Source organism: Paraburkholderia megapolitana (assembly GCF_007556815.1).
GTDB lineage: Bacteria > Pseudomonadota > Gammaproteobacteria > Burkholderiales > Burkholderiaceae > Paraburkholderia > Paraburkholderia megapolitana.
This window is the reverse complement of the sequence record NZ_CP041745.1, coordinates 846,859-873,098: the sequence shown is the minus strand read 5'-3', so window position 1 is coordinate 873,098 and position 26,240 is coordinate 846,859. Positions and strand designations below refer to the sequence as shown.

Annotated in this window: 23 protein-coding genes; 7 read left to right on the top strand and 16 right to left on the bottom strand. The window is 62.6% G+C overall.

The features are described from left to right. Positions 1–11: 11 nt before the first annotated feature. Together FNZ07_RS17385 and FNZ07_RS17380 are read right to left on the bottom strand one after the other, a co-directional pair. Positions 12–338, bottom strand: coding sequence for a hypothetical protein (locus FNZ07_RS17385; protein ID WP_091010362.1), 327 nt, complete (start codon positions 336–338; stop codon positions 12–14). 7 nt (positions 339–345) lie between these two features. After that, entirely contained in the window at positions 346–891 is a 546-nt protein-coding gene (locus FNZ07_RS17380) for a sugar ABC transporter (protein ID WP_091010360.1), read from the bottom strand. 166 nt (positions 892–1,057) lie between these two features. On the opposite strand from FNZ07_RS17380, the gene FNZ07_RS17375 reads away from it, so the two are divergent. The 3 genes from FNZ07_RS17375 to FNZ07_RS17365 are packed head-to-tail and all read left to right on the top strand — an operon-like array spanning position 1,058 to position 3,229. Further along, positions 1,058–1,942: a LysR substrate-binding domain-containing protein gene (locus FNZ07_RS17375; RefSeq protein WP_091010358.1), complete on the top strand. Its 885-nt coding sequence runs from the start codon at positions 1,058–1,060 to the stop codon at positions 1,940–1,942. Between the two features lie 19 nt (positions 1,943–1,961). Continuing rightward, positions 1,962–2,813, top strand: a complete 852-nt coding sequence (locus FNZ07_RS17370) for an aminoglycoside phosphotransferase family protein (RefSeq protein ID WP_408474815.1) — start codon at positions 1,962–1,964, stop codon at positions 2,811–2,813. Then, positions 2,810–3,229 (top strand): hypothetical protein, encoded by a 420-nt coding sequence (locus FNZ07_RS17365; RefSeq protein ID WP_091010356.1) that lies wholly within the window; start codon positions 2,810–2,812, stop codon positions 3,227–3,229. The genes FNZ07_RS17370 and FNZ07_RS17365 overlap by 4 nt, the downstream gene beginning before the upstream one ends. On the opposite strand, the gene FNZ07_RS17360 is transcribed toward FNZ07_RS17365, so the two are convergent. Continuing rightward, positions 3,230–3,742: a tetratricopeptide repeat protein gene (locus FNZ07_RS17360; RefSeq protein ID WP_091010354.1), complete on the bottom strand. Its 513-nt coding sequence runs from the start codon at positions 3,740–3,742 to the stop codon at positions 3,230–3,232. 327 nt (positions 3,743–4,069) lie between these two features. Between FNZ07_RS17360 and valS the strand changes: the two genes are divergently transcribed. Next, entirely contained in the window at positions 4,070–6,640 is a 2,571-nt protein-coding gene (valS, locus tag FNZ07_RS17355; protein WP_091010352.1) for a valine--tRNA ligase, read from the top strand. A gap of 21 nt (positions 6,641–6,661) precedes the next feature. On the opposite strand, the gene mdeB is transcribed toward valS, so the two are convergent. Continuing rightward, positions 6,662–9,367 carry an alpha-ketoglutarate dehydrogenase gene (gene mdeB / locus FNZ07_RS17350; RefSeq protein ID WP_091010350.1) on the bottom strand — a complete coding sequence of 902 codons (2,706 nt, stop codon included), beginning with the start codon at positions 9,365–9,367 and terminating at the stop codon, positions 6,662–6,664. 152 nt (positions 9,368–9,519) lie between these two features. Here mdeB and FNZ07_RS17345 point away from each other — a divergent pair, with 152 nt between their 5' ends. Next, positions 9,520–10,044 carry an Lrp/AsnC family transcriptional regulator gene (locus FNZ07_RS17345; RefSeq protein WP_091010349.1) on the top strand — a complete coding sequence of 175 codons (525 nt, stop codon included), beginning with the start codon at positions 9,520–9,522 and terminating at the stop codon, positions 10,042–10,044. Positions 10,045–10,066: 22 nt separating this feature from the next. Here the strand turns inward: FNZ07_RS17345 and FNZ07_RS17340 are convergent, their stop codons facing one another. The 11 genes from FNZ07_RS17340 to FNZ07_RS17290 all read right to left on the bottom strand — a co-directional run bounded on the left by FNZ07_RS17340 (position 10,067) and on the right by FNZ07_RS17290 (position 22,870). Beyond that, a complete protein-coding gene (locus FNZ07_RS17340; protein ID WP_091010347.1) occupies positions 10,067–11,335 on the bottom strand; it encodes an MFS transporter in 1,269 nt (422 codons plus the stop codon). Between the two features lie 181 nt (positions 11,336–11,516). Next, positions 11,517–12,893 (bottom strand): MFS transporter, encoded by a 1,377-nt coding sequence (locus FNZ07_RS17335; protein WP_091010345.1) that lies wholly within the window; start codon positions 12,891–12,893, stop codon positions 11,517–11,519. Between the two features lie 77 nt (positions 12,894–12,970). Next, on the bottom strand, positions 12,971–14,221 hold the full coding sequence (locus tag FNZ07_RS17330) for a metal-dependent hydrolase family protein (protein ID WP_091010343.1): 1,251 nt from the start codon (positions 14,219–14,221) through the stop codon (positions 12,971–12,973). 172 nt (positions 14,222–14,393) lie between these two features. After that, positions 14,394–14,666 carry a YjhX family toxin gene (locus FNZ07_RS17325; RefSeq protein WP_091010342.1) on the bottom strand — a complete coding sequence of 91 codons (273 nt, stop codon included), beginning with the start codon at positions 14,664–14,666 and terminating at the stop codon, positions 14,394–14,396. Positions 14,667–14,896: 230 nt separating this feature from the next. Further along, a complete protein-coding gene (locus FNZ07_RS17320) occupies positions 14,897–15,595 on the bottom strand; it encodes an HAD family hydrolase (RefSeq protein WP_091010918.1) in 699 nt (232 codons plus the stop codon). A 74-nt stretch (positions 15,596–15,669) separates the two neighbouring features. After that, on the bottom strand, positions 15,670–16,065 hold the full coding sequence (locus tag FNZ07_RS17315) for a cytidine deaminase (RefSeq protein ID WP_091010340.1): 396 nt from the start codon (positions 16,063–16,065) through the stop codon (positions 15,670–15,672). 19 nt (positions 16,066–16,084) lie between these two features. Continuing rightward, complete coding sequence (locus FNZ07_RS17310; protein WP_091010338.1) at positions 16,085–17,335, bottom strand: phosphopentomutase; 1,251 nt, start codon at positions 17,333–17,335, stop codon at positions 16,085–16,087. A gap of 16 nt (positions 17,336–17,351) precedes the next feature. Beyond that, the gene (gene deoA, locus FNZ07_RS17305) at positions 17,352–18,671 is read right to left on the bottom strand and encodes a thymidine phosphorylase (RefSeq protein ID WP_091010336.1); all 1,320 of its coding nucleotides are present in this window, start codon (positions 18,669–18,671) and stop codon (positions 17,352–17,354) included. Between the two features lie 34 nt (positions 18,672–18,705). After that, positions 18,706–19,980, bottom strand: a complete 1,275-nt coding sequence (locus FNZ07_RS17300) for a NupC/NupG family nucleoside CNT transporter (RefSeq protein WP_091010334.1) — start codon at positions 19,978–19,980, stop codon at positions 18,706–18,708. A 464-nt stretch (positions 19,981–20,444) separates the two neighbouring features. Further along, positions 20,445–21,152, bottom strand: a complete 708-nt coding sequence (locus FNZ07_RS17295) for a DJ-1/PfpI family protein (protein WP_091010332.1) — start codon at positions 21,150–21,152, stop codon at positions 20,445–20,447. Between the two features lie 98 nt (positions 21,153–21,250). After that, complete coding sequence (locus FNZ07_RS17290) at positions 21,251–22,870, bottom strand: NAD(P)/FAD-dependent oxidoreductase (RefSeq protein WP_091010330.1); 1,620 nt, start codon at positions 22,868–22,870, stop codon at positions 21,251–21,253. Positions 22,871–23,107: 237 nt separating this feature from the next. On the opposite strand from FNZ07_RS17290, the gene FNZ07_RS17285 reads away from it, so the two are divergent. Together FNZ07_RS17285 and FNZ07_RS17280 are read left to right on the top strand one after the other, a co-directional pair. Next, positions 23,108–24,229 carry a porin gene (locus tag FNZ07_RS17285; RefSeq protein ID WP_091010329.1) on the top strand — a complete coding sequence of 374 codons (1,122 nt, stop codon included), beginning with the start codon at positions 23,108–23,110 and terminating at the stop codon, positions 24,227–24,229. Positions 24,230–24,231: 2 nt separating this feature from the next. Further along, positions 24,232–25,287, top strand: coding sequence for a nucleoside hydrolase (locus FNZ07_RS17280; RefSeq protein WP_091010327.1), 1,056 nt, complete (start codon positions 24,232–24,234; stop codon positions 25,285–25,287). A gap of 7 nt (positions 25,288–25,294) precedes the next feature. On the opposite strand, the gene FNZ07_RS17275 is transcribed toward FNZ07_RS17280, so the two are convergent. After that, positions 25,295–26,203, bottom strand: a complete 909-nt coding sequence (locus tag FNZ07_RS17275) for a LysR family transcriptional regulator (RefSeq protein ID WP_091010325.1) — start codon at positions 26,201–26,203, stop codon at positions 25,295–25,297. Between the last annotated feature and the right edge of the window lie 37 nt (positions 26,204–26,240).

Below are 26,240 nucleotides of genomic sequence, written 5' to 3'. Positions count from 1 at the left end.
CCTAAAACTTTCTAACTTCGAGCGTGAATGTTCGACGCGCCATAACCAAAACAGCGGATGCGTGCCGTCAGCCCCGTGCAGCGCGCGATGGCATCCTCCAGGGCTTCCATGAACCTGTTCATGACCTCGGGCGTGCGAAACGTCTCAAGACGATATTGGACTTCCGCGAAGACCGGATGCCCGCGCCCATGTCGTACGTCGACAAAGATGACGTGAACGTTGTCGAGCTCCGCTGCAAGGACTCTCGTACAGAGTTTGGTGCAGTCGCTTGAAAGCTCGGCAAGCCTCTGGTCACACGGCATCTGCTCCATAGGAATATAGATAGTGACGTTGGGCATCGCGGACCTATTGCTGCTGTTCTGTCGAAACAGTGCGGGAGCGTGTCAGCTGTTCCGTCATCGGCGCATAGAGGTGAATGCCTTCAGGCACGCTCTCGATAAACGGAGCGTTGCGCCGAGGCAATGTTGCGATCCAGCGACGCTCCGGAAATTTCTCCAGCGCAACGGCATGCATGGCCAACGGTTCGAGACCCATCTGGGTCATGGGATCGGGACCGCTTGCGCCAAGCACGAGTAGTTCGTTTGCATTTATTGCCGGCGCAAGGCCGATATCGCTGTAGAGATTTCGATGCCAGTCGGTGATGTGTTGCTGCCACCTTGCGAAATTACCGCCGCCTTTCTGGCGATACTCATCTCCCGTCAGAACTTCGAGACCGTCGATCGTGTGGACCGCGAGGTAGAGCGGGCAACCCTCGCTTAGCGACTTGAAGCGCTGCGACGTGCGAAAGCCGCTAACCGAGATGAGCGCGGGCAGTTTTTCGAGGCTGTAGAAGTCGTTCCATTCGGCTTCGCTGCTGGAATCGGCGAAGCTGCATTCCACGGTGTAGATCATCGGATTGTCCTTCGTGACGGGTGAGCGTATTGCAGCAAATGACTCACGCTCATTGCATTGAGGTAATGCTAATCTGACATTTACCGCGTATATATCGATATAAAGTCAGCTTTCAGTGACGTTTTATCAAGCTGACGTCGAATGCATACCCACCGCAGAGACTCCAATGCGACGTAAGATTCCAAGCAATTCCGCGCTCATGGCTTTCGAGGCCGCGGCTCGACACGGCAGCTTCGCTCGCGCCGCCGAGGAACTCGCGCTGACCGAGGGCGCCATCAGTCGTCAGATTGGTCGACTGGAGGCGTTTTTGAATGTCACGCTATTCGAGCGCGTTGGAAATCGGGTTCGGCTAGCGCCCAATGGCACGCGATACGCGGTGCAGGTTCGCGAGACGCTGGACCGGCTGGAACGGGACAGCCTGTATCTGATGGGTCAGCCCATCGAGGGGGCGAGCATTGATATCGCCGCCATTCCTACCTTTGCTACGCGCTGGTTTATCCCCCGGCTAAAGCGCTTCCAGGACAAGCATCCGAACATTACCGTGCATATCGCCGAACGGATGGAGCCCTTCCTTCTCGCTGGTAGCGGTTTCGACGCGGCCATTCACTTTGAAAATCCTGCGTGGGCGGGTATGCATCTGCATCATCTGCTGGAGGAAGTGCTGGTGCCGGTCTGTAGTCCGGCGCTCCTCGCAGGCACCAATGCGAACGTATCGCTAGATGATTTGCCACGACTTCACCGGCGACAAAATCCCGACGCGTGGCAGCTTTATGCACAGGAGGTCGGTATCGAGTTGACCAATTCGGCAGTTGGCGCGCGTTACGATCTTCATTCCATGCTGATCGAAGCGGCGTTATCCGGTCTGGGTGTGGCATTGGTGCCGCGCCTTTACGTCGAGGCAGAACTTGAAGAAGGTCGTCTGGTTGCGCCATGGCCGGACGGCAAGGCGATTACCAAAAACTTCTGCCTCGTGCTTCCTGAGCCGATTGAGTTGAGTGAAGCGCCAGTGCAGGCGTTTGCTAGATGGATTCTTGAGGAAGCCCGGAGTTAGCGCCCTAAAGTAACGCCTGATGTCCGTCGCAAAACACGAAACGCTCCTGTTCACCCGAGAAGATCAATCGATGTTCGACAAGTATTTACAGCAGTGGGATCTGACGATAGATGGCGATCCGTTTGCTACACGCAGCGGCAACCTTCTCCCGGTACGTCAAGGCTGCGTACCTGCCATGCTCAAGATTTCGCAAGCAACTGAGGAGCAGGCGGGAAGCCGTCTAATGGTGTGGTGGAACGGTGACGGTGCGGCGCCTGTACTCGCTCACGACGACAAAGCGTTACTCATGGTGCGCGCGCAAGGCCTTGGCTCGCTCACACAGATGGTCAAGCTCGGTCGCGACGACGACGCGACGCGCATCTTGTGTACAGTCATCTCGCGCCTGCATGGACCGCGTGCCAAACCACTTCCCGCGCTGGTTCCGTTGACACAATGGTTCAACGCGCTGTTGTCCGGGACCACCGGGCGCGGTCGCATTTTCGGGCACTGTGCGCGTACGGCATCCGATTTGCTGGGCGCGCCGCGCGACGTTACGGTGCTACACGGCGACGTTCATCACGAGAATGTGCTCGACTTCGGACAGTCTGGCTGGCTTGCTATCGACCCAAAAGGTTTGCTTGGCGAGCGCGGTTTCGACTATGCCAACCTCCTTTGTAACCCTGACAGCAAGGCTGCCCTGGCGCCAGGTACCTTCGCGCGTCGCCTCGCGTTAATCGCTGAAGCCTCCAGTATCGAGCATCGTCGACTTCTGCAATGGGTACTCGCGTGGAGTGGGTTATCGGCAGTATGGATGCTCGACGATGGGGAAGACGCAGGCAGTAGGCTGGAAATAGCGAAACTCGCAGCATCTGCGCTTGGCATCGTCGATTGAGCATCGGGCTGGGGCATTTTTGGCAACTGCAACTGCAGATGGATCGACGGGTCGCAACGCGCAACGAACTCATCATTTTTTCGACCATGCTCTTAGCCGTACAATCTGGCAAAAATCGCAGCACCCCGGAGAAAGCAATGTTCACCGAAGCAATCAAGCGCATCTTATGGATTCTGGTTCCCGCTGCATTGATCACCTTCGTCATTCAGTACCGTGAAACCGGCAACGTGAGTGCTTTGGGAATCGTGGTGTACGTCATCGCGTTCCTGGCTACGACGATGGCCTTTGAAGGACTGAACGTGTTGTGGACACGGCGCTTCGGGACAAGCAAGGCCTCGGGCGCTGCGCGAGCCGCGGTCTGGTTCGCTGTGGCAGTCTGCATGTATTTGTTCTTTCGCCACTTCGACAAGGGATGATCATCCGTGGTCGTCGATCAACTCCCTGGCATATCTGGCAAGCGAGCGGTTGTACCTTGGCAGATGGCGAGACAATCTGTCGAGAGCGAGTGCAACCGCTTCTCGCTCGCGTCCGGTGTCTACCAGCGCCAGAGCGAGAAATGCGGCAACCGCGTCGTCCAGTTCGTCCGAACCCGCGTTGCGCTCCGCAGTAAGAAGGGCGACGCTCTCTTCGGCCTCACCGAGGTTACGCAGCGTGCTCGACAACTGGATGACGGCACGGCGACGCCGTATTCCAGCGAGCCCGGCAGCAAGCGCCTGCCGATAAAGCGGGGCAGCTTGCTGCTCGTGACCGGTCGAGTCGTTTGCCGATGCGAGTTCAAATAAGGCAATTGCATTGCCTGCAGGCAGTTCGTCGGTGAGCAGGCGCATTTTTTCGACGAAGTCATCGGGCGTGTAGCTGTCGATGTTGGCCCACAGACCGGCGATACGTTGCTCCCAATCGGGTTGGCCAGTTTTCTCGTCTGTCGTCATGTTTTGATTTCACCTCTTAGGGGAGAAGTAACTGCAACTACAGATCGTGCAAAAGCATCGCACACTTTCACTCATTGCCCGATAAGGCATTGCAGCAAATACCGGAATCGGTTATAAAAAAGCGTCTGGGCCACGAACCCGGACACTCTTTTTCCTACGCCTACCTTCGGAGGATGCTATGTCACCGTTAAACGTAACGACGCTCTAATCGCCGCAACAACCTCACCGTCTACCGATCATTCCCACCCCGAACGCACGCGTCATTGCGCGCAGCGTTATCCAGTTCCCCTTGCTGGTTCATCAGAGCTTTTTGCCACCGCTAGCGTGATGGCGAGCCCTATTCGCGTTCCGGACAAGCCGCAACTCGAAGGCATCGAAGCGCGATGGTCCGCGCAATGGGAAGCGCAGCACACGTATGCGTTCGATCGTAACGCCGGTCGTGAAGCAGTCTTCTCGATCGATACACCGCCGCCAACCGTGTCGGGTTCCCTGCACGTCGGTCACGTGTTCAGCTACACGCACACCGACATCATCGCCCGCTTCCAGCGCATGACGGGCAAGACCGTGTTCTATCCCATGGGTTGGGACGACAACGGACTGCCGACCGAGCGGCGCGTGGAAAACTTCTACGGCGTCATGTGCGATCTCGAGACCGCCTACGATCCGGACTATCGCGCCCCCGAACCCGACACCGTGCCGACGCGGAGATCGTCGTTCGCCCGCATCAGCCGGCGCAACTTCCTTGAGCTTTGTCATCGCCTGATCAAGCTCGATGAAGTGGCGTTCCGCGATCTGTTCACGCGCCTCGGCATCTCGGTCGATTGGAGCCTCACCTACGCGACCATCGACGAACGCGCCCAGCGCGCCAGTCAGCGTGCGTTGCTGCGAAATCTGAAACGCGGCGAACTTTATAGCCAGCAGGCACCGTGTCTATGGGACGTGACGTTTCAGACCGCAATCGCCCAGGCCGAACTCGAAGATCGCGACGCGGTTGGGGCTTATCACGATCTCCGTTTCATCGGCGCTAGCGGCCATGCAGTGACGGTGTCCACCACGAGGCCCGAATTGCTGCCGGCCTGTGTGGCACTGGTCGCGCATCCCGAGGACGAACGATTTCGCTCGCTGATCGGCAGTCTCGTTCACTGTCCGCTGTTCGGCATGGACGTTCCCGTGCTGGCACATCGGCTCGCCGATCCGACAAAAGGAACCGGCCTCGCGATGATCTGCACGTTCGGCGATCTGACCGACGTGATCTGGTGGCGCGAACTTCACTTGCCGACGCGCGCGATCATCGGCAAGGACGGTCGCTTGCAGCGCGATGTGCCTGACTGGCTCGCGTCGGAAGGAGGTCGCAACGCGTACTCGAACATCGCGGGCAGTACCGTTGCAGAGGCACGTCAACAGATTGTCGAGCTCCTGACTTCGAGCGGCGATCTGATCGGGTTGCCACGACCGCTCACGCACGCCGTCAAGTTCTTCGAGAAGGGTGAACGCCCGCTGGAGATCGTCGCAACGCGGCAATGGTATCTACGCAACGGCGGCCGTGACGCCGCGCTACGAGACGAACTTCTGGCGAGCGGCGAAGCGCTGGGCTGGTATCCCGGCTTCATGGGGAGCCGCTACGCGAACTGGGTCGGCGGTCTGAATGGAGACTGGCTGATCAGCCGTCAGCGCGTTTTTGGCGTGCCGATTCCGTTGTGGTATCCGCTCGATGCACAAGGACAGCCCGACTTCAGCGCGCCGATCTGTCCGGACGAATCTACGTTGCCGATCGATCCGCAGTCGCACGTGCCGCCGGAATTTACCGCGCGCGAGCGAGGCCAACCGGGAGGATTCATCGGCGACACCGACATCATGGATACGTGGGCGACCAGTTCCCTGACGCCGCAGATCGCGGCAGGTTGGGAAGAGACCGACAGTTGCTTCGAGCAGGTGTTTCCAATGGACCTGAGGCCACAGGCACACGACATCATCCGGACGTGGCTCTTTTCGACGCTCGTCAGATCGCATCTGGAAGCGCAGCAGTTGCCGTGGAAGCACGCGATGCTGTCCGGCTGGATTCTCGATCCCGATCGCAAGAAGATGTCGAAGTCGAAGGGCAACGTGGTGACACCAATCGCGCTGCTCGACGAATATGGATCGGACGGTGTGCGCTATTGGGCCGCGCTCGGTCGCCCCGGCATGGACGTCGCCTTCGACAAAACGCAGATGAAGAACGGCCGGCGACTCGCGTTGAAGCTACTGAACGTGTCGAAGTTTGCGCTCGGTTTTGCCGATGCCGCAGACACTGCCTACACCGCCGACGGCACGCTTACCGAAGCAACCGATCGCGCGATGATTGCGCGACTCGCGAAGGTCGTCGCGCTCGCTACCGCTGCGCTTGCCGCATTCGACTACAGCAAGGCGATCGAGCACACGGAGACCTTCTTCTGGTGGTATTGCGACGATTACGTGGAACTGGTGAAGAACCGGGCGCGCGGCACGGACATCGGTGCAGCATCGGCTCACCGGGCGCTAACGGAATCGCTGTCGGTCATCCAGAGGCTATTCGCGCCGTTTCTGCCTTTCGCTGCCGAGGAAAGCTGGTCGTGGTGGCAAGAGACCACGATTCATCGTGCTGCGTGGCCCGATGCCGCTGCACTTGAAGCACTCGCCGGACAGGATGCAAGCAGCGCCACGATCGATGTGCTTTCCGATGTCTTGCGCGAGATTCGTCGCGCCAAGTCGGAGGCAAAGGTGTCGATGAAGGCGGTCGTTGCTCATCTCGCCGTCAGCGATTCCGCGCAACGGCTAGCGTTGTTGGAACAAACGGAGAACGATCTGCGCGATGCGGGGCAGGTCGCACAGATCGAAATGATCGCATCTGAGACGTTTCAGGTCAGCGTCACGCTAGCCTGAACGACGGCGCGCAACGCGCACTCAACGCTCCCAAGGCGGCGCCTCAACGGGCGCCGCCGCCCGATACCGCCGCAACGCATCGTCAGCCACCTGCGCATCGATCGCACCGTCATCGGCCAACGCCCGCAACGCCGCGATCACAATCGAATACCGGTCGACCTCGAAGAACGCACGCAACGCCTCGCGCGTATCGCTACGACCGAACCCATCGGTGCCGAGCGTCACATAGCGATGCGGCACATACGCGCGAATCAACTCGGGCAACGCGCGCACGTAATCGGTCGCAGCGATCACCGGACCTGCGGCACCTGCCAGCGCAGCCGTCACGTACGGCACGTTTCCGCGTTCGCCAAGACGTACCTGCCGCTCGACGGCGATACCGTCGCGCTGCAACTCGGTGAAACTCGTCACGCTCCACACCGCGGCATCGATGGCCCATTCGTCTTTGAGGATCTGCTGCGCGGCAATCGCCTCACCGAGGATCGCCCCCGCGCCAAGCAGTTGCACCTGCGCATGTCCAGACGACGCAAGCGGATAAATGCCCTTCAGAATGCCTTCGCGCAGCACGGAAAGATCGCCATCCGGCGCCGACGGCTGCGCATAGTTTTCGTTGGTGACCGTCACGTAATAGAACACATCGCGCTGACGCTCGACCATCTCGTGCATCCCTTCGTCGACGATCGCCGCCAGTTCATACGCAAACGCAGGATCGTACGCACGGCAGTTCGGAATCGTCGACGCGCTCAGATGGCTCGTGCCGTCCTGATGCTGCAAGCCCTCGCCGCCAAGCGTCGTCTTGCCCGACGTCGCACCGATCAGAAAACCGCGCGCCCGCTGGTCCGCGGCGGCCCAGATGATGTCGCCGATCCGCTGGAAGCCGAACATCGAGTAGTAGACGTAGAACGGCAGCATCGGCAGATCGTGCACGCTGTACGCGGTCGCCGCGGCGATCCACGACGACATCGCGCCCGCTTCCGAAATGCCCTCTTCGAGAATCTGCCCGCGCGTATCTTCGCGGTAGTACAACATCGAGCCAAGATCTTCGGGCTCGTACAACTGGCCGAGCGGCGAGTAGATACCGACCTGGCGGAACATGTTCGCCATGCCGAAGGTACGCGCCTCGTCGGCGACGATCGGCACGACACGCGGGCCTAGCTCGCTGTCTTTCAGCAGCGCGGTCAGCATGCGCACGAGCGCCATCGTCGTGGACATCTCGCGGCCGTTTGCCTCCAGCGAAAATTGCCCCCAGGACGGCAGCGAAGGAACGGTCAATCCCTTCGACGCCACTCTCCGCCTTCTGGGCAGATAGCCTCCCAGGGCAGCCCGGCGCGCGTGCAGGTATTGCATCTCCGGGCTGTCTTCCGCTGGCTTGTAAAACTTCACCTGTTCGACGTCGTCGTCCGAGAGCGGCAACCGGAAGCGGTCGCGAAACGCCTTCAGATCGTCGAAGTCGAGTTTCTTCTGTTGATGGGTCGTCATGCGGCCCTGCCCCGACGCGCCCATGCCGAAGCCTTTCATCGTCTTCGCGAGCACCACCGTCGGTTGGCCGCGATGCGCGAGCGCCTGCGCATACGCTGCGTGCAGCTTGCGCACGTCGTGACCGCCGCGACGCAGCCGGTCGATGTCGTCGTCGCCGAGCGATGCGGCGAGCGCCGCGAGTTCGGGGTTCTGACCGAAGAAGCGCTCGCGGTTGTACGCGCCGTCGTTTGCGGAGAACGTCTGAAACTGCCCGTCGACGGTATGCGCGAACGCGCGCAATAACGCGCCACTGCGATCGCGCTCGAACAGATCGTCCCAGTCCGAACCCCACACCACCTTGATCACATTCCAGCCCGCACCGGCGAACTGCGCTTCGAGCTCGTCGATGATGCGGCCGTTGCTGCGCACCGGACCGTCGAGCCGCTGCAGATTGCAGTTGATCACGAACACGAGGTTGTCGAGCTGCTCGCGCGCCGCGAGCGACAGCGCACCGAGCGACTCCGGTTCGTCCATCTCGCCGTCACCGAAAAAGCCCCACACTTTGCGGCCTTCGGTGTGCGCAAGCCCGCGGTTCTGCAGGTAGCGCATGAAGCGCGCCTGGTAGATCGAGTTGATCGGGCCGATACCCATCGAGCCGGTTGGGAACTGCCAGAAATCCGGCATCAACCACGGATGCGGGTACGAACACAGCCCAGGACCTGCGATCTCACGCCGGTAATGTCGTAAATGCTCTTCGCTCAGAAATCCTTCGAGGTACGCACGCGCATACACACCTGGCGACGAATGCGGCTGAAAGTAGACGAGATCGCCGTCCGCGCCATCGTCGGCCGATGCGCGGAAGAAGTGGTTGAAACCCACCTCGAACAGATCGGCCGCCGACGCGTAGCTCGCGATATGACCACCGAGTTCGCCGTACGCGCGGTTCGCGCGCACCACCATCGCGAGTGCGTTCCAGCGCAGCGCTGCCGCGAGCCGCGCTTCGAGTTCGAGGTCGCCCGGATAGCGCGGTTGCTGCGTGACAGGAATCGTGTTCGCGTACGGCGTCGCACGCGAGCGCACCGGGCGCACGCCGAGCGACTGCGCATGGGCGGCCAGACGCTCGAACAGATACTGCGCGCGCTCCGGGCCGACATGCGCGATCACGCCGTCGAGCGCACCGAGCCATTCGGCGGTTTCCGCGGGATCGCTATCGTCTTCGGCGCCGGCAATACGCCGGATCGGGTCGCTGCCGCTGGATAAATCCGTCATCGTCGTATTCCGCAAAGGGCGTATTCAAGCCATCGAACATTCGAAATATGCTACCCGTCCGCTCGCAGAATATGCGTCTCATCTGCTTGTCAGAATGGCTTTCTATAGTGTATTTATTCCGGTTATCCGCCAATCAACAGAATATTTAGACTATGAACTCCCCTCGTCGGCTGGATCGTATCGATATTGGCATCCTGAGCCAGTTGCAGCAGAACGCCCGCATCACCAATGCCGAGCTGGCGCGCGCGGTGAATCTGTCGCCCACGCCGTGCTTCAACCGCGTGCGGGCGCTCGAAAAACTCGGGCTCTTCAAACAGCAGGTCACGCTGTTGAACCCGGAGCCGCTCGGGCTGCGCATCAACGTGTTCATTCAGGTCAGTCTGGAGAAGCAGGTGGAGGACGCGCTGCGGCGCTTCGAACAGGCGATCGGCGAGCGTCCCGAAGTGATGGAGTGTTATCTGATGACGGGCGATGCGGACTACTTGCTGCGCGTCGTCGTGCCCGACATGCCGACGCTCGAGCGTTTCATCCTCGATCAGTTGACGAAGATTCCTGGCGTGTCGAATATCCGCTCGAGCTTTGCACTCAAGCAGGTGCGCTACAAGACGGCGCTGCCGCTGCCGGCGTCGGGGCTCACGCTGATCGATCCGGACGATGTCGCGACCGACTGGCGTTGAACGCGCGCTGCGGCTTTAGTGGTTAGCGGTTGTCGGTAGCCGCTCGCGCCAGCGCCCGACCGCGTTGCACCGTGCGGTTGTACAACGCGCCGCCCGCCATCAGCACGCAGGTGCCGAGAAACACCGCACGCATGCCGAGATGACCGCCGACGAACCCGCCGAGCAGCGGCCCCACCACCTGCCCCGCGTACTGCGAAGAAGTCGAATAACCGAGCAACGTGCCGGCTACGCGATCGGGCACGTTGTGCCGGATCACGCTCGCGATGCACGGCAGCAACCCGCCCAGTGCGAGTCCCATCAGAAAGCGCAGCACGATGAGTTGCCACGCAGCGGTGACATACGCCTGTGGAATCAGCAACACGGCCGCCACCGCGAGGCAACCGACGATCACGTTCCAGTGCCCCACCCGGTCAGCGAGCTTGCCGAGCCGCGACGCGGACAGAATGCTGCCAAGCGCCGCGCCCGACATCACGAACCCGGCCACCATCGTGACGTGCTGCACGCTGACGAGCTGCGCGACGTAGACCGTGATGATCGGTTCGATCGACATGTTCGCGACCATCAGCAGCAACCCGGTGACGAGCATCGCGACGGCGGGGCGGCGATCGTCGACGGAAGCCCACGCGCCCTGCTGACGTTGCTTCGACGAACCGGCTGAACGCGGCGGACGCGGCGCCTCGCGGATCAGGAACGCCGTTGCGAGAAACGCGACAAAGATCGCGGCGCCGGCGGCGAAGAACGTTTGCCGGATGCCGATCAGCGGCGGCAGTATTCCACCGATCAGCGGGCCGACCAGGTTGCCGGCCATGATGCCCGACGCGAGCACGCCGAGCGCCCAGCCGGTGCGCCCCTTCGGTGTCTGTGTGGCGACCAGCACCGTCGAGCCCGATGCATAGCCGCCCAGCAACCCCGCGAGCAGTCGCAGCGCGGCCAGTTGCCAGACGTTGTGCGCCATGCCGATCAGCGACATCGCGACGGCCATGCCGAGGCTGGAGCGGATCAGCATCAGCTTGCGGCCGTAGAGATCGGCGAGCCGGCCCCACAGCGGCGCAACCAGCGCCGCACTAAAGAACGTCGCGCCGAACGCGATACCGGACCACTGGACGATCGCCGCATGATCGGTCACGCCGAGATGCTCGACGTACAGCGGCAGAAACGGCAGCAGCAAGGTCATCGCGACGATCGTCGTGAACGAGCCGAATACGCAGACGATCAGGTTGCGCTGCCAGTGCGGCGCGCCGCCGTCGTTGTTATCGGTGGCCTGCGCAATACTGCGGGGAGAGGGAGTCATCGTGAGGCCCTTGCATGATGCGGGCACGCGGTGCAGGCCCGGTCCCCGATCGTATAGGCGTTGCACAGGTGCAACCAGTTCACGCGCGATTCCGGTATCGGGACTACCCGGAAAAGGCGTTACAGCCCTACGGTTGCCCCGCGTCGGGGTACGTTGCGACCTCGTGAGGTAAACGCCCGGCTCAGCGATGCAGTTGCTGCGCGGCAATATCCTCGAGCGAACGGCCGCGCGTCGGCACGCCCATCAGCACCACGGCCAACGCGCCCACGAGCAGCACCGTCGTCGTCGCACCGAACACGCCCGCGAAACCGAACACCGGATACAGATAGCCGACGAGGATCGGCGCCGCAATCGCACCAAGCCGCCCGATCGACGAAGCGAGTCCCGAACCGGTTGCGCGCACATCGGTCGGAAACACTTCCGGTGTGTACGCATAGACGCCGGCATAGGTGCCGTTCATGAAGAACGACAGCAGCACACCTGAGGCCATGATGCCCGCATCGCTGCGCGTGAGCGCGAGACCGAGCGCCGACACACCGCCCAGCACCATATAGCTTGCGATGGTCGCCTGGCGGCCGATCTTCTCGTTAAGCCACGCACCTGAAAAATAGCCGGGAATCTGCGCGAGATACATCACGAGCGAATACGAAAAGCTGCGCGTGATCGTCATGCCGCTTTGCACGAGCAGGCCGGGAATCCATGTGAAGAACGCGTAATAGCTGAAGGTGATCGAGAGCCACATCAGCCAGGTCATCGCGGTGATACGCGCGAGCGAGCGCGACCACAGCGCCTTCACGTTCGCGACAACCGATGCGCGTTCGGCGGCGATCGGCACGGCGCCCTCGGTTATGGCGTCGGGCGGCAATGGGTCGAGATGGATGCCCTCGGCGAGCATCTCGGCTTCCGCGGCGGCGATGATCGCTTCGGCTTCGGCGTGTCGCCCGCACGCTTCGAGCCAGCGCGGCGATTCGGGCAGCGCACGGCGCCACCACAGCAGCATCACGATCGGCAGCGCGGTGATCACCATGACGACGCGCCACGCTTCAGAACCAAGCGGAATCACGAAATAGCCAAGCAGCGCAGCAGCGACGAAGCCAAATGAGAAGAACCCCGCGAGGCTGCCAGTGAACGCGCCGCGATAACGGCGCGCCACGAACTCCGACAGGAACGGCGCGACGATCGCGCTTTCCGCGCCGGTGCCGAGCCCCGCGACGATGCGCGTCGCGAGGAAGAACGGCCAGTCGTGCGCGGTCGCGCTGGCCAGCGACGCGACGCAGTAAATGACAAGCGCCCACATCATCACGTGACGTCGCCCGATCAGATCGCCGAGCATCCCCGCCAGCATCGCGCCGACGAAGTAACCGATAAACGTACCGCTACCGAGTACGCCGGTCTGCACGCTGGTCAGATGCCATTGCTGACGCAACACCGGCAGCAGGAACGCGAGCACCGCGGCATCCATCGCGTCGAAGGTGTAGCCAAGGCCACCCATCAACAGCAACCGACGATGAAAGCGCGCGAACGGCATGCGCTCGATACGGGCAGAAATCGAAGTCATGGCGGCCGCTCCCGGCTATCGACGGATCGTGACAGGCACACTGCGTTCACACGTGCCCGCGCAGTGTGCCCCCGTGTCTAGCCGTGCTGCAACTCGTCAAAATGAATGTGGCCGCCTTTCATCACGAACGGGATGTGTTCGCCTTGCCCGAGCAGGCAGTCGATCGATTTGAGCGGGTTGCCGTCCACGACCAGCACGTCGGCAAACGCGCCCGGCACGAGTTGCCCGAGCTTGCCGGTCATGCCGAGCACTTCGGCACCGATCAGCGTCGCGCTCGCGATCACCTCGCCGGGCGTCAGCACTTGCGCGCGCAGGCGGAACTCATCGCTCTGCAGACGCTGCGATTCGCCGAGCAGATCGGTGCCGAACCCCATTTTTACGCCGGCTCGCTTGAGTATTTCGAGCGAGCGCAAGCCCGCTTCGTGCACGTCCGCGACCTTCGCAATGCTCGCCTCCGGCAGGCCGTACTTCGCGCCTTCGCTTGCGAGCGCATCGTAGGTGACGAGCGTCGGCACGACGAACGCATCGTGTGCGGCGACGACGCGTGCGGTCGCGTCGTCGATCAGGTTACCGTGCTCGATGGTGCGCACGCCGCAGCGCACGGCGCGGGCAATCGCATCGGCGGTGTACGCATGCGCGAGCACATAGGTGTGACGCGCCTGCGCTTCGCCGACTATCGCGCGAATCTCGTCTTCCGAATAGCCCCATGCGCCCACCGGATCGGTCGGTGATGCGACGCCGCCGGACGCCATGATCTTGATCTGGTCGGCGCCCATCTGCAGCTCTTCACGCACGGCGCGACGCACTTCGTCGACGCCGTCCGCGACGCGTCCAAGTGCGCCGACCCGCACGCAGCAACCGCACGGTGCATCGGGCGCGATGTAGTCGCTACGTGCGCGTGGATCGCCGTGACCACCGGTCTGACTCAGCGCACGGCCGGAGACGAACATGCGCGGCCCTTCCGCGAGCCCGGTTTCGACGGCCTGCTTGAACGGATAACCGGCGCCGCCCGCATCGCGCACCGTCGTGAAGCCGCGGCGCAGCATCGCGCGCATCAGCGGTACGGCGCGCAGCGTAACGAGCACGTTCGGTAAGGTCGCGACGCGCGGCAGATTGAATTCGACGGCGACGACATGCACGTGCAGATCGATCAGGCCCGGCATGATCGTCTTTCCTTTCAGATCGACGACACGGGCACGACCGCTCGTAATAGGCCGGTCCGATACTTCGCGGATAAGCCCGTCTTCGACCAGTACATCGTGGCCGGGTAACAGTTCGGGTTGGGTGGGGTCGAGCAAGGCGCCGTTGCGGAACAACACGGGATCCATCGTGAGCCTCCGGAGAAAAACAGCACGACATATGAGGGCGCGTGGCGTGCGCCGCTATCTCGCATCGTACACAGACTGCGGGTTGAGATGCGGATGTCCGACGTGCTTTGTTTTACAGCGCAGCGCGCGGACCCATTCGCTTACGAACGGGTCACGCGCCGCGATCCATCGATTACCGGCTACGCGCCGGCGCCCGGTTATCGAGCTGCGGACGCACCGCTTCCCGCCCAAGCCGCGTGATCTGATACGGCCGACCATCGATGCTTGAAATCAGGCCACGGCGCTTCAGTTTCCGGAAAACAGAAGGCGTGCAATCGCTGAGCCTCAGCCCGTAACGGTTGAAGCAATCTACGTCGATGATCTGGTTATCGATACGCTGAAGGCGAATTTCGCCACCCTGCGCGAGTACGTGCAGAACACGTTGTTCCTGCCTGGAAATATTCATGTTGGAGCATAGGTTGTAACCGCGAACGCAAATAGCGCTGCCCGCTGTGCGCGGGCACGCTGCCAGGGTTCGGCTAACGCGGCTTCATTGAAACGAAGCGGTTAGCAGGCGGCTACAAGCTCCAACATAGTTCCTCGGACAATCCGCAATTGAAGTGCGGAAGGGTGAGATGAAGGCGGAATGCTACCTTCGGTTTGTCGTGTGGTCAAACGTACACTGTGGCGCGCGGCTCACGCAGCACGCGAAGCGTCGGTCCAACCCGCAAGCAGCGCATGCAGCTGGTTCATATCCTCGAACACCGCGACGGCGCCTGCCGCGCGCAGCGCATCTGGGCTTTGCTGCCCGACGACCTTGGGGCTGTAACCGAACACCGTCGCGCCGGCCGCGACGCCGGCGGTTATGCCGGTCGCCGTGTCTTCGACCACGGCGCAACGGGCCGGATCGACACCGAGCGCAGCCGCGGCTGCAAGATAAACATCGGGGTAAGGCTTGCTGCGCGCCATGTCGTGACCGCTAAACACGTGGCCATCGAAGCACTCGAGAATGCCGACCTTCGCCAGTTGCATTTCGACCTTGGGCTTGTCGGCGCCCGACGCCACGGCGATCCGTCCGCCCAGCGTACGGTGCAACGCGCGCACCGCAGCGGGTGCGCCACGAATCTCGACCAGATCGCGCTCGAGCGCTTCGTTGCGGCGCGCACGAAACTGCGCGAGCCACTCGGACGTGACGGCAAAACCGGTGTGTGCTTCGATTTGTGCCGCTTCGTCTCGCACCGTCTTGCCGACGAAAATGCGCATCGTCTCTTCGATGCCGATCGACCAGCCCAGTTCGTTGAGCATTTCGCTGATCACGCGGTTGGTGATCGGCTCCGAATCGACGAGCACGCCGTCGCAGTCGAAGATGACGGCATCAAAAGGGAAATCGGACATCGAACAGTAGCGAAGAGTGAGCGAAGCGCACAAGCATACCGCAGCGTCGCTCATTACATCGTTCACGCTGCCATTCACTTCAGATAGAACGCCCCCGGCAGCAGCGCGTCAGCGCTAGTCACCTCGACGGCGCCGGTCAGGTTGCTCAGCACGACAGTAAGCGCCGGCGTACCCAGTTCGATCATCACCTGACGGCATGCGCCACACGGCGCGATGGGATCGTCCGTCGCGCCGATCACAGCGATCGCATCGAACTGTCCGGGTTTGTATCCCTCGGCCACCGCTGCGAAAAACGCTGTGCGTTCCGCGCAGTTGCACAACCCGTACGACGCATTTTCGACGTTGCAGCCGTGAAAGATCCTGCCGTCTTTCGCACGCAGCGCAGCGCCGACGTGGAAATTCGAATACGGCGCATAGGCGCGCGTGCGTGCCTTGCGGGCTTCTTCGATCAGTTGTTCGTGGGTAGTCATAGCGACTCCTGAGTTCGGTTCATTGCGGCGCGGAAGGAGCATGAGGTGCAGGACGTGCGCTGAGGAACGACACACCGTCCGCAAACGGCGTGAGTCCGAACCAGTCGGCCAGACTCTGCCCGACATCCGCAAAACTCTCGCGCACACCGAGGCTACCCGGCGTCACGCGCTTGCCGTACACGAGTACCGGCACGTGTTCGCGCGTGTGGTCGGTGCCCGGCCACGTCGGATCGCAGCCGTGGTCCGCGCTCAGAATCACCACGTCGTCGTCCGCGAGCAAGTCGTAGAGTTCCGGCAACCGCGTGTCGAAGTATTCGAGCGCCGCCGCATAGCCAGGCGTGTTGCGGCGATGTCCGAAGTTCTGATCGAAGTCGACGAAGTTCGTCATCACGATGCTGAAGTCGGGCGTCTCGCGCACCGCATCGAAAGTCGCCTGCCACAGCCCGTCGAGTCCATGCGCCTTGATCTTGCGCGTGATGCCGACGTGCGCGTAGATATCGGCGATCTTGCCGATCGACACCACTTCGCCGCCTGCCGCAGCGAGTTTCTCCAGCACGGTCGCAGCGGGCGGCGGCACCGCCAGGTCGCGGCGATTCGGCGTGCGTGTGAAGCCGTGTTGCGCGTCGCCGGTAAACGGCCGCGCGATCACGCGGCAAATGTTGTAGCGGTCCACTTCCTCGCGTGCAATCTCGCACAGGTCGTATAGACGCTGCAGGCCGAACGTCTCTTCGTGGCACGCAATCTGGAACACGGAATCGGCGGATGTGTAGAAGATCGGCTTGCCGCTCGCGCGGTGTTCTTCACCGAGCGCATCGAGTATCGTCGTGCCCGACGCGTGGCAGTTGCCGAGATAGCCGGGCAATCCCGCACGCCGCACGAGCGCATCGAGCAGTTCGGGCGGGAAAGTATGAGTGGGTTGCTCGAAATAACCCCAGTCGAAGCGCGCCGGCACGCCTGCCAGTTCCCAGTGCCCCGATGGCGTGTCCTTGCCCGACGACAGCTCACGCGCCGCACCGTATGCGCCGATCAACGTCGGCGTAGCGGTAAAACCCGGCGCCAGCGCGCCGGTCGCCAGCTGATTGGCGAGGCCGATGCCGAGTTGCTCGAGATGCGGAATCCGCAACGGTCCGCTACGCCCCACCTCTGCCTCACCGCGTGCACAACTCGCAGCGATGTGGCCGAGCGTATCTGCACCGACATCGCCGAAACGCACAGCGTCCGGCGCGGCACCGACGCCAAGCGAATCGAGGATCAAAATGATTGCACGCATGACGACGTCCGTTGAACTAGTCGATCACATCGTACAGCGACGGCGGAACGTTCGCATCGGCGTCGGCGATCGTGCAGGCGGCGAGAATCTCGCTTGCCGCGCGCTGTGCCGCTGCGGTGTCGCGCGCGTGGACAAGCGCGAGCGGTTGCCCGGCTGAGACGCGCTCGCCCAGTTCGACGATATCCGTGAGCCCTACCTGGTAGTCGATCGTATCTTCGGGACGACGTCTGCCGCCACCAAGACCCACCACCGCGAGACCCATTGCACGACAATCGATCTGCGCAACAACACCCGCACGCGGCGCAGCCACCGGCAACACAACCGGCGCATGACCGAGCTGACGATCGTACGTCTCGAGCAGATCGGCGGGACCGCCTAGCGCCGTCACCATCTGCGCGAAACGCTCGGCGGCCGCGCCGGAATCGAGTGCGGCGATGAGCTTGTCGCGGCCTTGCGCGACATCGCTGGCGAGACCGCCGAGCACGAGCATCTGCGCAGCCAGCGCCAACGTCACCTCGTGCACGCGTGTGGGCCGCGTGCGACCGGTCAGGTAGTCGATCGAAAAACGCACTTCGAGCGCGTTGCCCGCGCACGGTGCGAGCGGCTGGTTCATGTCGGTCAGCACGGCCGTCGTCTTCATGCCCGCTCCGTTGCCGACCGCGACGATACTGCGCGCGAGTTCCACCGATTTCTCATAGCTCGGCATGAACGCCCCCGAACCGACCTTGACGTCCATCACGAGAGCGTCGAGCCCAGCCGCGAGCTTCTTCGAGAGAATCGACGCGGTGATCATCGCGACCGATTCCACCGTAGCAGTGACGTCGCGGATCGAATAAATGCGTTTGTCGGCGGGCGCCAGCTGCGCGGTCTGGCCGATGATCGCCACACCCACATCGCGCACCACTCGACGAAACGCGTCGGTGTCGGGCGTCACGTTGTAGCCGGGAATCGACGAGAGCTTGTCGAGCGTGCCGCCGGTGTGACCGAGCCCGCGCCCCGAGATCATCGGCACGTAACCGCCGCACGCGGCCACCATCGGTCCGAGCAGCAGCGACGTCAGATCGCCGACACCGCCGGTGGAATGTTTATCGAGTACCGGCCCCGGCAGCTCGAGATCGCGCCAGCCGAGCACCTGGCCCGAGTCGCGCTGCGCGAGCGTCATCGCCACGCGCTCGGCAATGCTCATATCGTTGAAAAAGACCGCCATCGCAAACGCCGCGACCTGTCCTTCGCTGACACTGCCGTCCGTCACGCCGCGCACGAATGCTGCGATCTCGGCTTCATTCAACGGCTGGCGGTCGCGCTTCTTGCGAATAATTTCCTGGGTCAGAAACATGTTGATTCACTTGCTCGAATGGATTGGACACTGCTCAGTGTAAGGACAGGAACGTGCCGGCGATGGCCGCGCTCATCAGGTTCGACAGCGTGCTCGCCGCGACGACGCGCAGGCCGTAGCGCGCGACTTCCGAGCGGCGCTCGGGCGCAACCGCGCTGAAACCGCCGGCAAGAATCGCAATCGACGAAAAATTGGAGAACCCGCACAGCGCGAACGTGACGATCGCGATCGTCTTCGGGTCGAGCACTTTGAGGCCCGCTGCGGCCACGTCGTGCGCGCTCCTCAGGTACGGCGACAGATCGACGTACGCAACAAACTCGTTGAGGATCAGCTTTTCGCCGATGAAGTTACCCGCGAGCGGCGCATCGTGCCACGGCACACCAAGTATCCACGCGAGCGGCGAAAACACGTAGCCGAGAATAAGCTGCATCGTGAGATCGGGGTGGCCGAAGAGCCCCGCGATTGCGCCGACAATCATGTTGAGCAGCGCGATCAGACCGATGAACGCAATCAGCATCCCGCCCACATTCAACGCAATGCGCAGGCCGACGGCCGTGCCGGACGCGACGGCTTCGATGACGTTGGCCGAGCGTCGTTCGTCGAAGCTCAGTTTCTCGGGGATCGGTTGCGGTGCTTCGGTCGTCGGAAAGATGATCTTCGCGAACAACAAGCCGCCCGGCACCGCCATGAACGAGGCGGCGAGCAGATAGTCGAGCCGCACACCAAGCCCGACGTAGCCCGCCAGCACCGAGCCGGCCACCGATGCCATCCCGCTCGTCATCACCGTGAACAGTTCGGCGCCCGTCATCTGCTTCGCGAACGGCTTGACGAACGCGGGCATTTCGCTCTGTCCGAGAAAAATTGTCGCCACCGCGGAACACGCTTCGATGCGGCTCACACCGAGCAGTTTTTCGAACAACCCGCCGAAGCCGTTGATGATCAGTTTCATCACGCCGATGTGATACAGCACGGCGATCAGCGCAGTGACGTAGATGATCATCGGCAGCACACGCAGCGCGAACACGAAGCCGTTGTCGCCGAACACCTTGAACATCTGGTCGCCGACCAGACCGCCGAACATGAACGTTACGCCGCGATCGCCCATCTCGAGCACACGGTTCACGCCGTGCGCGGCACCCGCGAGCGCCTCGCTACCGAGCGGCACGAATAGTACGAATGCGCCGATCGCCACCTGCACCGCGAAGGCCGCGATCAAGGTGCGCGGGCGAATGGCTCGCCGGTTGGCCGACAGCGCATACGCGATCAGCAACAGAAACGCCATGCCAGACAGGCTGCGGACGATATTCACGTTGGGCTCACAGGGATAGTTAGGTTGACTGCCGGACGAGGCGACCGGTGCAGGGGGAGTGTCGTTATGCTGTGTGCCACCTGGGCGAAGCAGCCGATTCCGGGTTTTCTGATAGTTACATAACAAAAAATGTTTCGAAATTCTCATCACGATTCGATGCAGTCACAATGCGGGTTTCCACCGAGCGGGCGCTGGGCAAACCGGGAGTGGCGCGATCGTGGAGGAAAGTGCGGCGACACGCAAATCGATGCGTATTGCATGGTGCGGGCGGGACGGACTGGCAGGAATATCGGTGGGGTTCGAAGCGGACGAGTGGAATTCGAAGGGGCGGTGCGCGTCGGCCGGGGGACAGCCGACGTGTTACGAAGCTAACGGACCCGAGCGGGTCCGGATGGAATGGCGGCTTTCGATGTTAACTTCATCGCGAGCGGGAGAGCGAACAAGAGCGCACAAATGCGCAAGACTCAGCGATCGAAAGCGGCAAGCTGCGCGACAGCCTGGTCCACTGCGGCCGAACGCGTCGCGCGCCGCTGCGCCGACGCCGCCAGCAGGCGTTCGACGACTTCCGGCGGCGCGACATCGGGCGAACCGGCGTTGAACGGCGGTGCCGGATCGTACTCGATCTGCAACTGGATCTGCTGCGCGATGTCGTCGCCGGCCAGCTCCGCCACGACGCGCAGCGCCATGTCGATGCCGGCCGTTACGCCGCCCGACGTGAACAGCTTGCCGTCGACCGTGAGTCGCTCCGTGCTCACTGTCGCGCCGAACTTCGCGAGCTGTTCCCGTGACTGCCAGTGGGTGCCCGCACGCCGTCCGCGCAAAAATCCGGCCGCACCGAGCAACAACGAACCGGTGCAGATGCCGAACACGTACTCGGCGCGCCGGGCCTTGTCGCGGACGAACTCAACGGTTTCGCGATCAAGCATCGCCACGTTCACGCCCGGACCGCCGGGCACCACCAGCAGGTCGTAATGCGCCGCTTCGGCGAAGGTGACGTCGGGCTGGATCACGAGGCCGCTGTCGCTGCGCACCAGCGCACGCGACGCCGCAACGAGTTCGGCTTTCCAGCCCGGCATGCGCGTCAACACCTCTTGCGGCCCGGTCAGGTCGAGCTGCGTCACGTTGGGAAACAGCAGAAAGCCGGCGGTGCGGACGGGGCTGGTTTGCGACATCGCGTTCATCCTTGAGGTTGGCGGTCCAAAGAACCCATTGGAGCATCTCCGCCGATGGCAAGAAAGACAACCAACCTTCAGTTTCTGCCAAGCACCCGTTAGGCTCGCGCCGCCGTCAGATTGAGCGCGAGCGCCTGCGCTACCTCGATGCCGTCGATGGCCGCCGAATAGATCCCACCCGCATACCCCGCGCCTTCGCCGGCCGGATACAGACCTTCGACGTTCATGCTCTGGCAATCATCCTTGCGGCGCACCCGGATCGGCGACGAAGTGCGCGTCTCGACGCCGGTGAGTACGGCGTCGTGCATCGCAAAGCCGGCAATCTTTCTATCGATCTGCGGCAATGCTTCGCGGATCGCTTCGATCACGTAGTCGGGCAGCGCCGTGCTGAGATCGGTGGGATGAACACCCGGCTTGTACGACGGCACGACGGAGCCCAGCGACGTCGACGGTCGGCCCGCGATAAAGTCGCCGACCAGTTGACCGGGTGCGTGATAGTTGCTGCCGCCTAGTTCGAATGCGCGCTCTTCCCATTTGCGCTGGAACGCGATGCCTGCCATCGGGCCGCCCGGATAATCTTCTGGCGTGATGCCGACGACGATGCCCGCATTCGCGTTGCGCTCGGCCCGGGAATACTGGCTCATGCCATTGGTGACCACGCGGCCCGGTTCGGACGTCGCCGCGACCACCGTGCCGCCTGGGCACATACAAAAGCTGTAGGCGGAACGTCCGTTACTGCAGTGATGGACCACTTTGTAATCGGCCGCGCCGAGCAGCTTGTGGCCCGCAAACGTACCGAAACGGCTGCGATCGATCACACCCTGCGGATGTTCGATGCGAAACCCGAGCGAAAACGGCTTGGCTTCGATATACACGCCACGATCGTGCAGCATCTGGAAGGTGTCGCGCGCGCTGTGGCCCACGGCCAGCACGACGTGGTCGCAGCGCAGCGTGTCGCCGTTCGAGAGCTTGAGCGAGCGCACCTTGCCCTGATCGATTTCGATGTCGTCGACCCGGGTTTCGAAGCGCACTTCGCCGCCCAGTTCGTGGATCGTGGCGCGCATCTTTTCCACCATGCTGACAAGGCGGAACGTGCCGATGTGCGGCCGGCTCAGATACAGGATGTCTTCCGGCGCGCCTGCCTTGACGAATTCTTCGAGCACCTTGCGGCCATAGTGATTCGGATCCTTGATCTGGCTGTACAGCTTGCCGTCGGAAAACGTTCCAGCGCCGCCTTCGCCGAACTGCACGTTCGATTCAGGATTGAGTACGCCCTTGCGCCACAGGCCGAAGGTGTCCTTGGTGCGCTCGCGCACGGCCTTGCCGCGTTCGAAGATGATGGGACGAAACCCCATCTGCGCGAGGATCAGCCCCGCGAACAGACCGCACGGTCCCATACCGATCACCACCGGGCGCAGGCGATCCGTGTGTTCGGGAGCCTGCGCGACGAAGCGGTACGTCATGTCGGGCGTTACCGCGCAATGCGGTTTGCCAGCGATCCGCTTGAGCGCAGCCGCTTCGTCCTTGACTTCGGCGTCGACGATATAGGTCAGCCGGATATCGGAGCGCTTGCGCGCATCGTGCGCACGGCGAAACACCGTGTAGCGGACGAGGCCGTCTGCCGCCACGCCGAGCTCCGCGAGGCGCGCGCGAACCGCGGCTTCGAGATCGGCTTCGGCATGGTCCAGAGGGAGTTTGACTTCGCTTAAACGTAGCATGTGTATTGGGGGCGGCCACCGCGGGAATCGCGGCGAAACCGTATTTTATAGGTTCGGCGGGTTTTCGAAGGGAAAGCGGCCGTACGACGCGGTGCACAGGCTTCAACGGCACCCTGAGTTGCAGCGAGAATAGATTCAATCTATCGATTCATAAGAAAACAAAATTATTTTTATACGCACGAGCTTCGTATAGTCCGGTTCACAGCGCGTTACTTCACTTCCACTGCCCGGGTCACGATGAAACTCCGCAAGCTCACTCCGCTGGCGATGTTCAGCACGCTCGCCGCCACCGCTGCTGCGCCGGCCTGCGCGCAAAGCAGCGTGACGCTCTATGGCCTGATCTCCGCGGGCGTGGGCTTCGCGTCCAACCAGGGTGGCAAGAACGCCTGGCAGGCGCTGAGCGGCACCAACCAGAACCCGCGCTGGGGGTTAAAAGGCAAAGAAGACCTCGGCGGCGGACTGAGCGCGATCTTCCAGCTCGAAAACGGCTTCAACGTCATGAGCGGCACGGCCTCGCAGAACGGCCGCGAATTCGGCCGCCAGGCATTCGTCGGGCTGTCGGACAAACACTACGGCACGCTGACTTTCGGTCGTCAGTACGACACGATCCACGACTACATCGGACCGGTGATCATCGCCAGCAACGGTGTGAACATCGGCGACAACGACAACGGCTATAACGACATCCGCGTGCAGAACTCGGTGAAGTACGTGAGCGCCGCCTATCGCGGCCTGAAGGCGACGGCGCAATACGGCTTCAGCAATACGGTGGGCTTCAGCAACAACAACGCGTACAGCTTCGGCGTCGGCTACGAGAACGGTCCGCTGCGCTGGAGCGCTGTCTACGCGCAGTACAACCATCCGTACAGCAGCACGAATCAGGACGGCGCAATCGCCAACGACTACGCATCGTCGCTGCTGATCTTCGACAAGAGCGCGACGAACCCGTCGGTATTCGCGAGCAAACAGCGCATTCTCGGCACCGGCGGCTTCTACACGATCGGCCGCGCGCAGTTCGCGGCGCTGTTTACCGATGTCCATTACGACTACCTCGACAACTCGCACCTGCATCTGCAGAACTACGGCCTGAACGTCGTCTACACGCTGACGCCGGCGCTCTTTCTCGGCGCTGCATATGGCTATACGGCCGGCAAGTACGACGTGATCGACACGCATCCGAAGTGGCATCAGGTCAATCTGCAGGCAGACTACTTCCTGTCGAAGCGCACCGATGTCGCGTTGACGGTGATCGGACAGCTCGCCGCCGGCGACGCGAAATACGCGCAGATCTTCGCCTATGCCCGCTCGACCAGTACGCGCCAGGTCATCGCGACGGTCGGCATCCGCCACCTGTTCTGACTATGAGCGATACTGACGACTTCCCGCGCCGTGCGTTTCTCAAAGGCTCGCTTGCGCTTGCCGCCGGCGCCCTGCTCCCCACTACTGCATGGGCCTCCACCATGAACCCGACTCCACGCCGCCCGGTCATCATCGACACCGATCCTGGTCAGGACGACGCGATTGCGATTCTCTTCGCGCTCGGCGCAAGCGACCGGCTCGATGTGCGCGCGCTCACGGCCGTTGCCGGCAACGTGCCGCTCGATCTGACCGAACGCAATGCGCGCATCATCCGCGACTGGGCCGGCCGCACGACGACACTGCCCGTGTACGCGGGTTGTCCGCGGCCGTTGGTGCGCGAGCTCGTCACCGCCGCCAACGTGCACGGCAAGACTGGCCTCGAAGGCGTCACGCTGCATGAGCCACTGGCGCCGCTCGCGCCCGGACATGCGGTGAACTATCTGATCGAAACCTTGCGCGCGGCCGCGCCGCATAGCGTCACGATCTGCTCGCTCGGTCCGCTGACCAACCTCGCCACCGCGCTCACCGAAGCACCGGATATTCGCGACCATCTAAGCGAAATCGTGCTGATGGGCGGCGCTTTCTTCGAGCGCGGCAACATCACGCCGGCCGCGGAATTCAACGTCTATGTCGATCCGCAGGCGGCGCAAATCGTCTTTTCGAGCGGCGTGCCGATTGTCGTGTTGCCGCGCGATGTCGCGGTCAAGGCGCCGATCACGCCCGCGCGGATTGCCCCGTTCCGCACGCTCGGCACGCGTTGCGGCACTGTCGTAGCGGACATCATGACCGCGGAGGTGGCGTATCAGAAGGGACGCCACGGCGTCGAAGAAGCGCCGATGTACGACCCGACCGCCACCGGCTATCTGATCGATCCGACGCTCTTCAAGGGCAGGCAGGTCAACGTGGAGATCGAGACGACCGGCGAATGGACGCTTGGCGAAACCGTCGTCGACTGGACTGGGCACAGCGGCCGCGCGCCGAACGCGCTGTGGATCAACGAAGTCGATGCGGACGGCTTCTATGCGGCGCTGCGCGCCAACATCGCCAACCTGCCCTAAGCGCGTTTCAGATATGCGCGGCGATCCACTCACGGCAGCCGCGCACATGCGGGCCGCGATCCTCGCCCGCCAGAGAAATCAGCGCAATCGCGCGCGCGACATGTGGCCGGTTGAGTCGCACCGCCACCAGTTCGGGGTCGTGCAGATGCGTCGTGTAGAGGCTCGGCAGTACCGCGATCGCGAGACCGTTGCGCACCAGCGCGTAGAGCGGCTCGGTGTATTCCATCCGGTAGCTCACGGTGAGCCGCAGGTTTTCCGCACCGCCGGTGCGCTGGAGCGCTTCGCTGACACTGCCGCGCACAAACACCGCGAGATCGCGCCCGACGAGTTTCGCCCACGCGATGGCCTTGTGCTTCGCAAGTGGATCGTCGCGCCGTACGACCACGACGATCTGGTCTTCGAACAGATCGTCGTACCGCAGCACCGGGTCGTCGGCACCCGGCTCATGCACACCGATGCCGAGATCGACGACGCCCTCGCGCACCGCATCGATCAGCGCGGTATTCGGCAGGTCGGTCAGCGTGAAGCGCAGGGTTCGCGCACGCGTGCCGAATGCGGTCAGCGCCGGTAGCAGGCGACCGGCCACTGAAGGGATCAGCCCGATGCGCACCGTTTGCACGCGGTCAGCGAAGGTGCGCGTCATATCGTCGAAAGTGCCGCGCGCCTGGTTGAGCAGGCGCTCGGCCAGCGGCAGCACGCTGGCACCAGCAGCGGTCAGTGTCAAACGGTGTGCGGACCGCGCGAACAGCGGGCCGCCGAGCAGGAATTCGATCTGCCGGATCGCGGCAGTCAGCGCGGGTTGCGTCAGCGAAAGCGACTGCGCGGCCTCGGTAAAACTGCGGGCATGCGCAAGCACGACGAAGTACTGGACTTGCCGCAGCGTCAGGGCCGGCAACAGAGACGAACGGTCGGACATGAGGCCTGCGCAGTCGGGACAGAATGCGTTGGAGTAT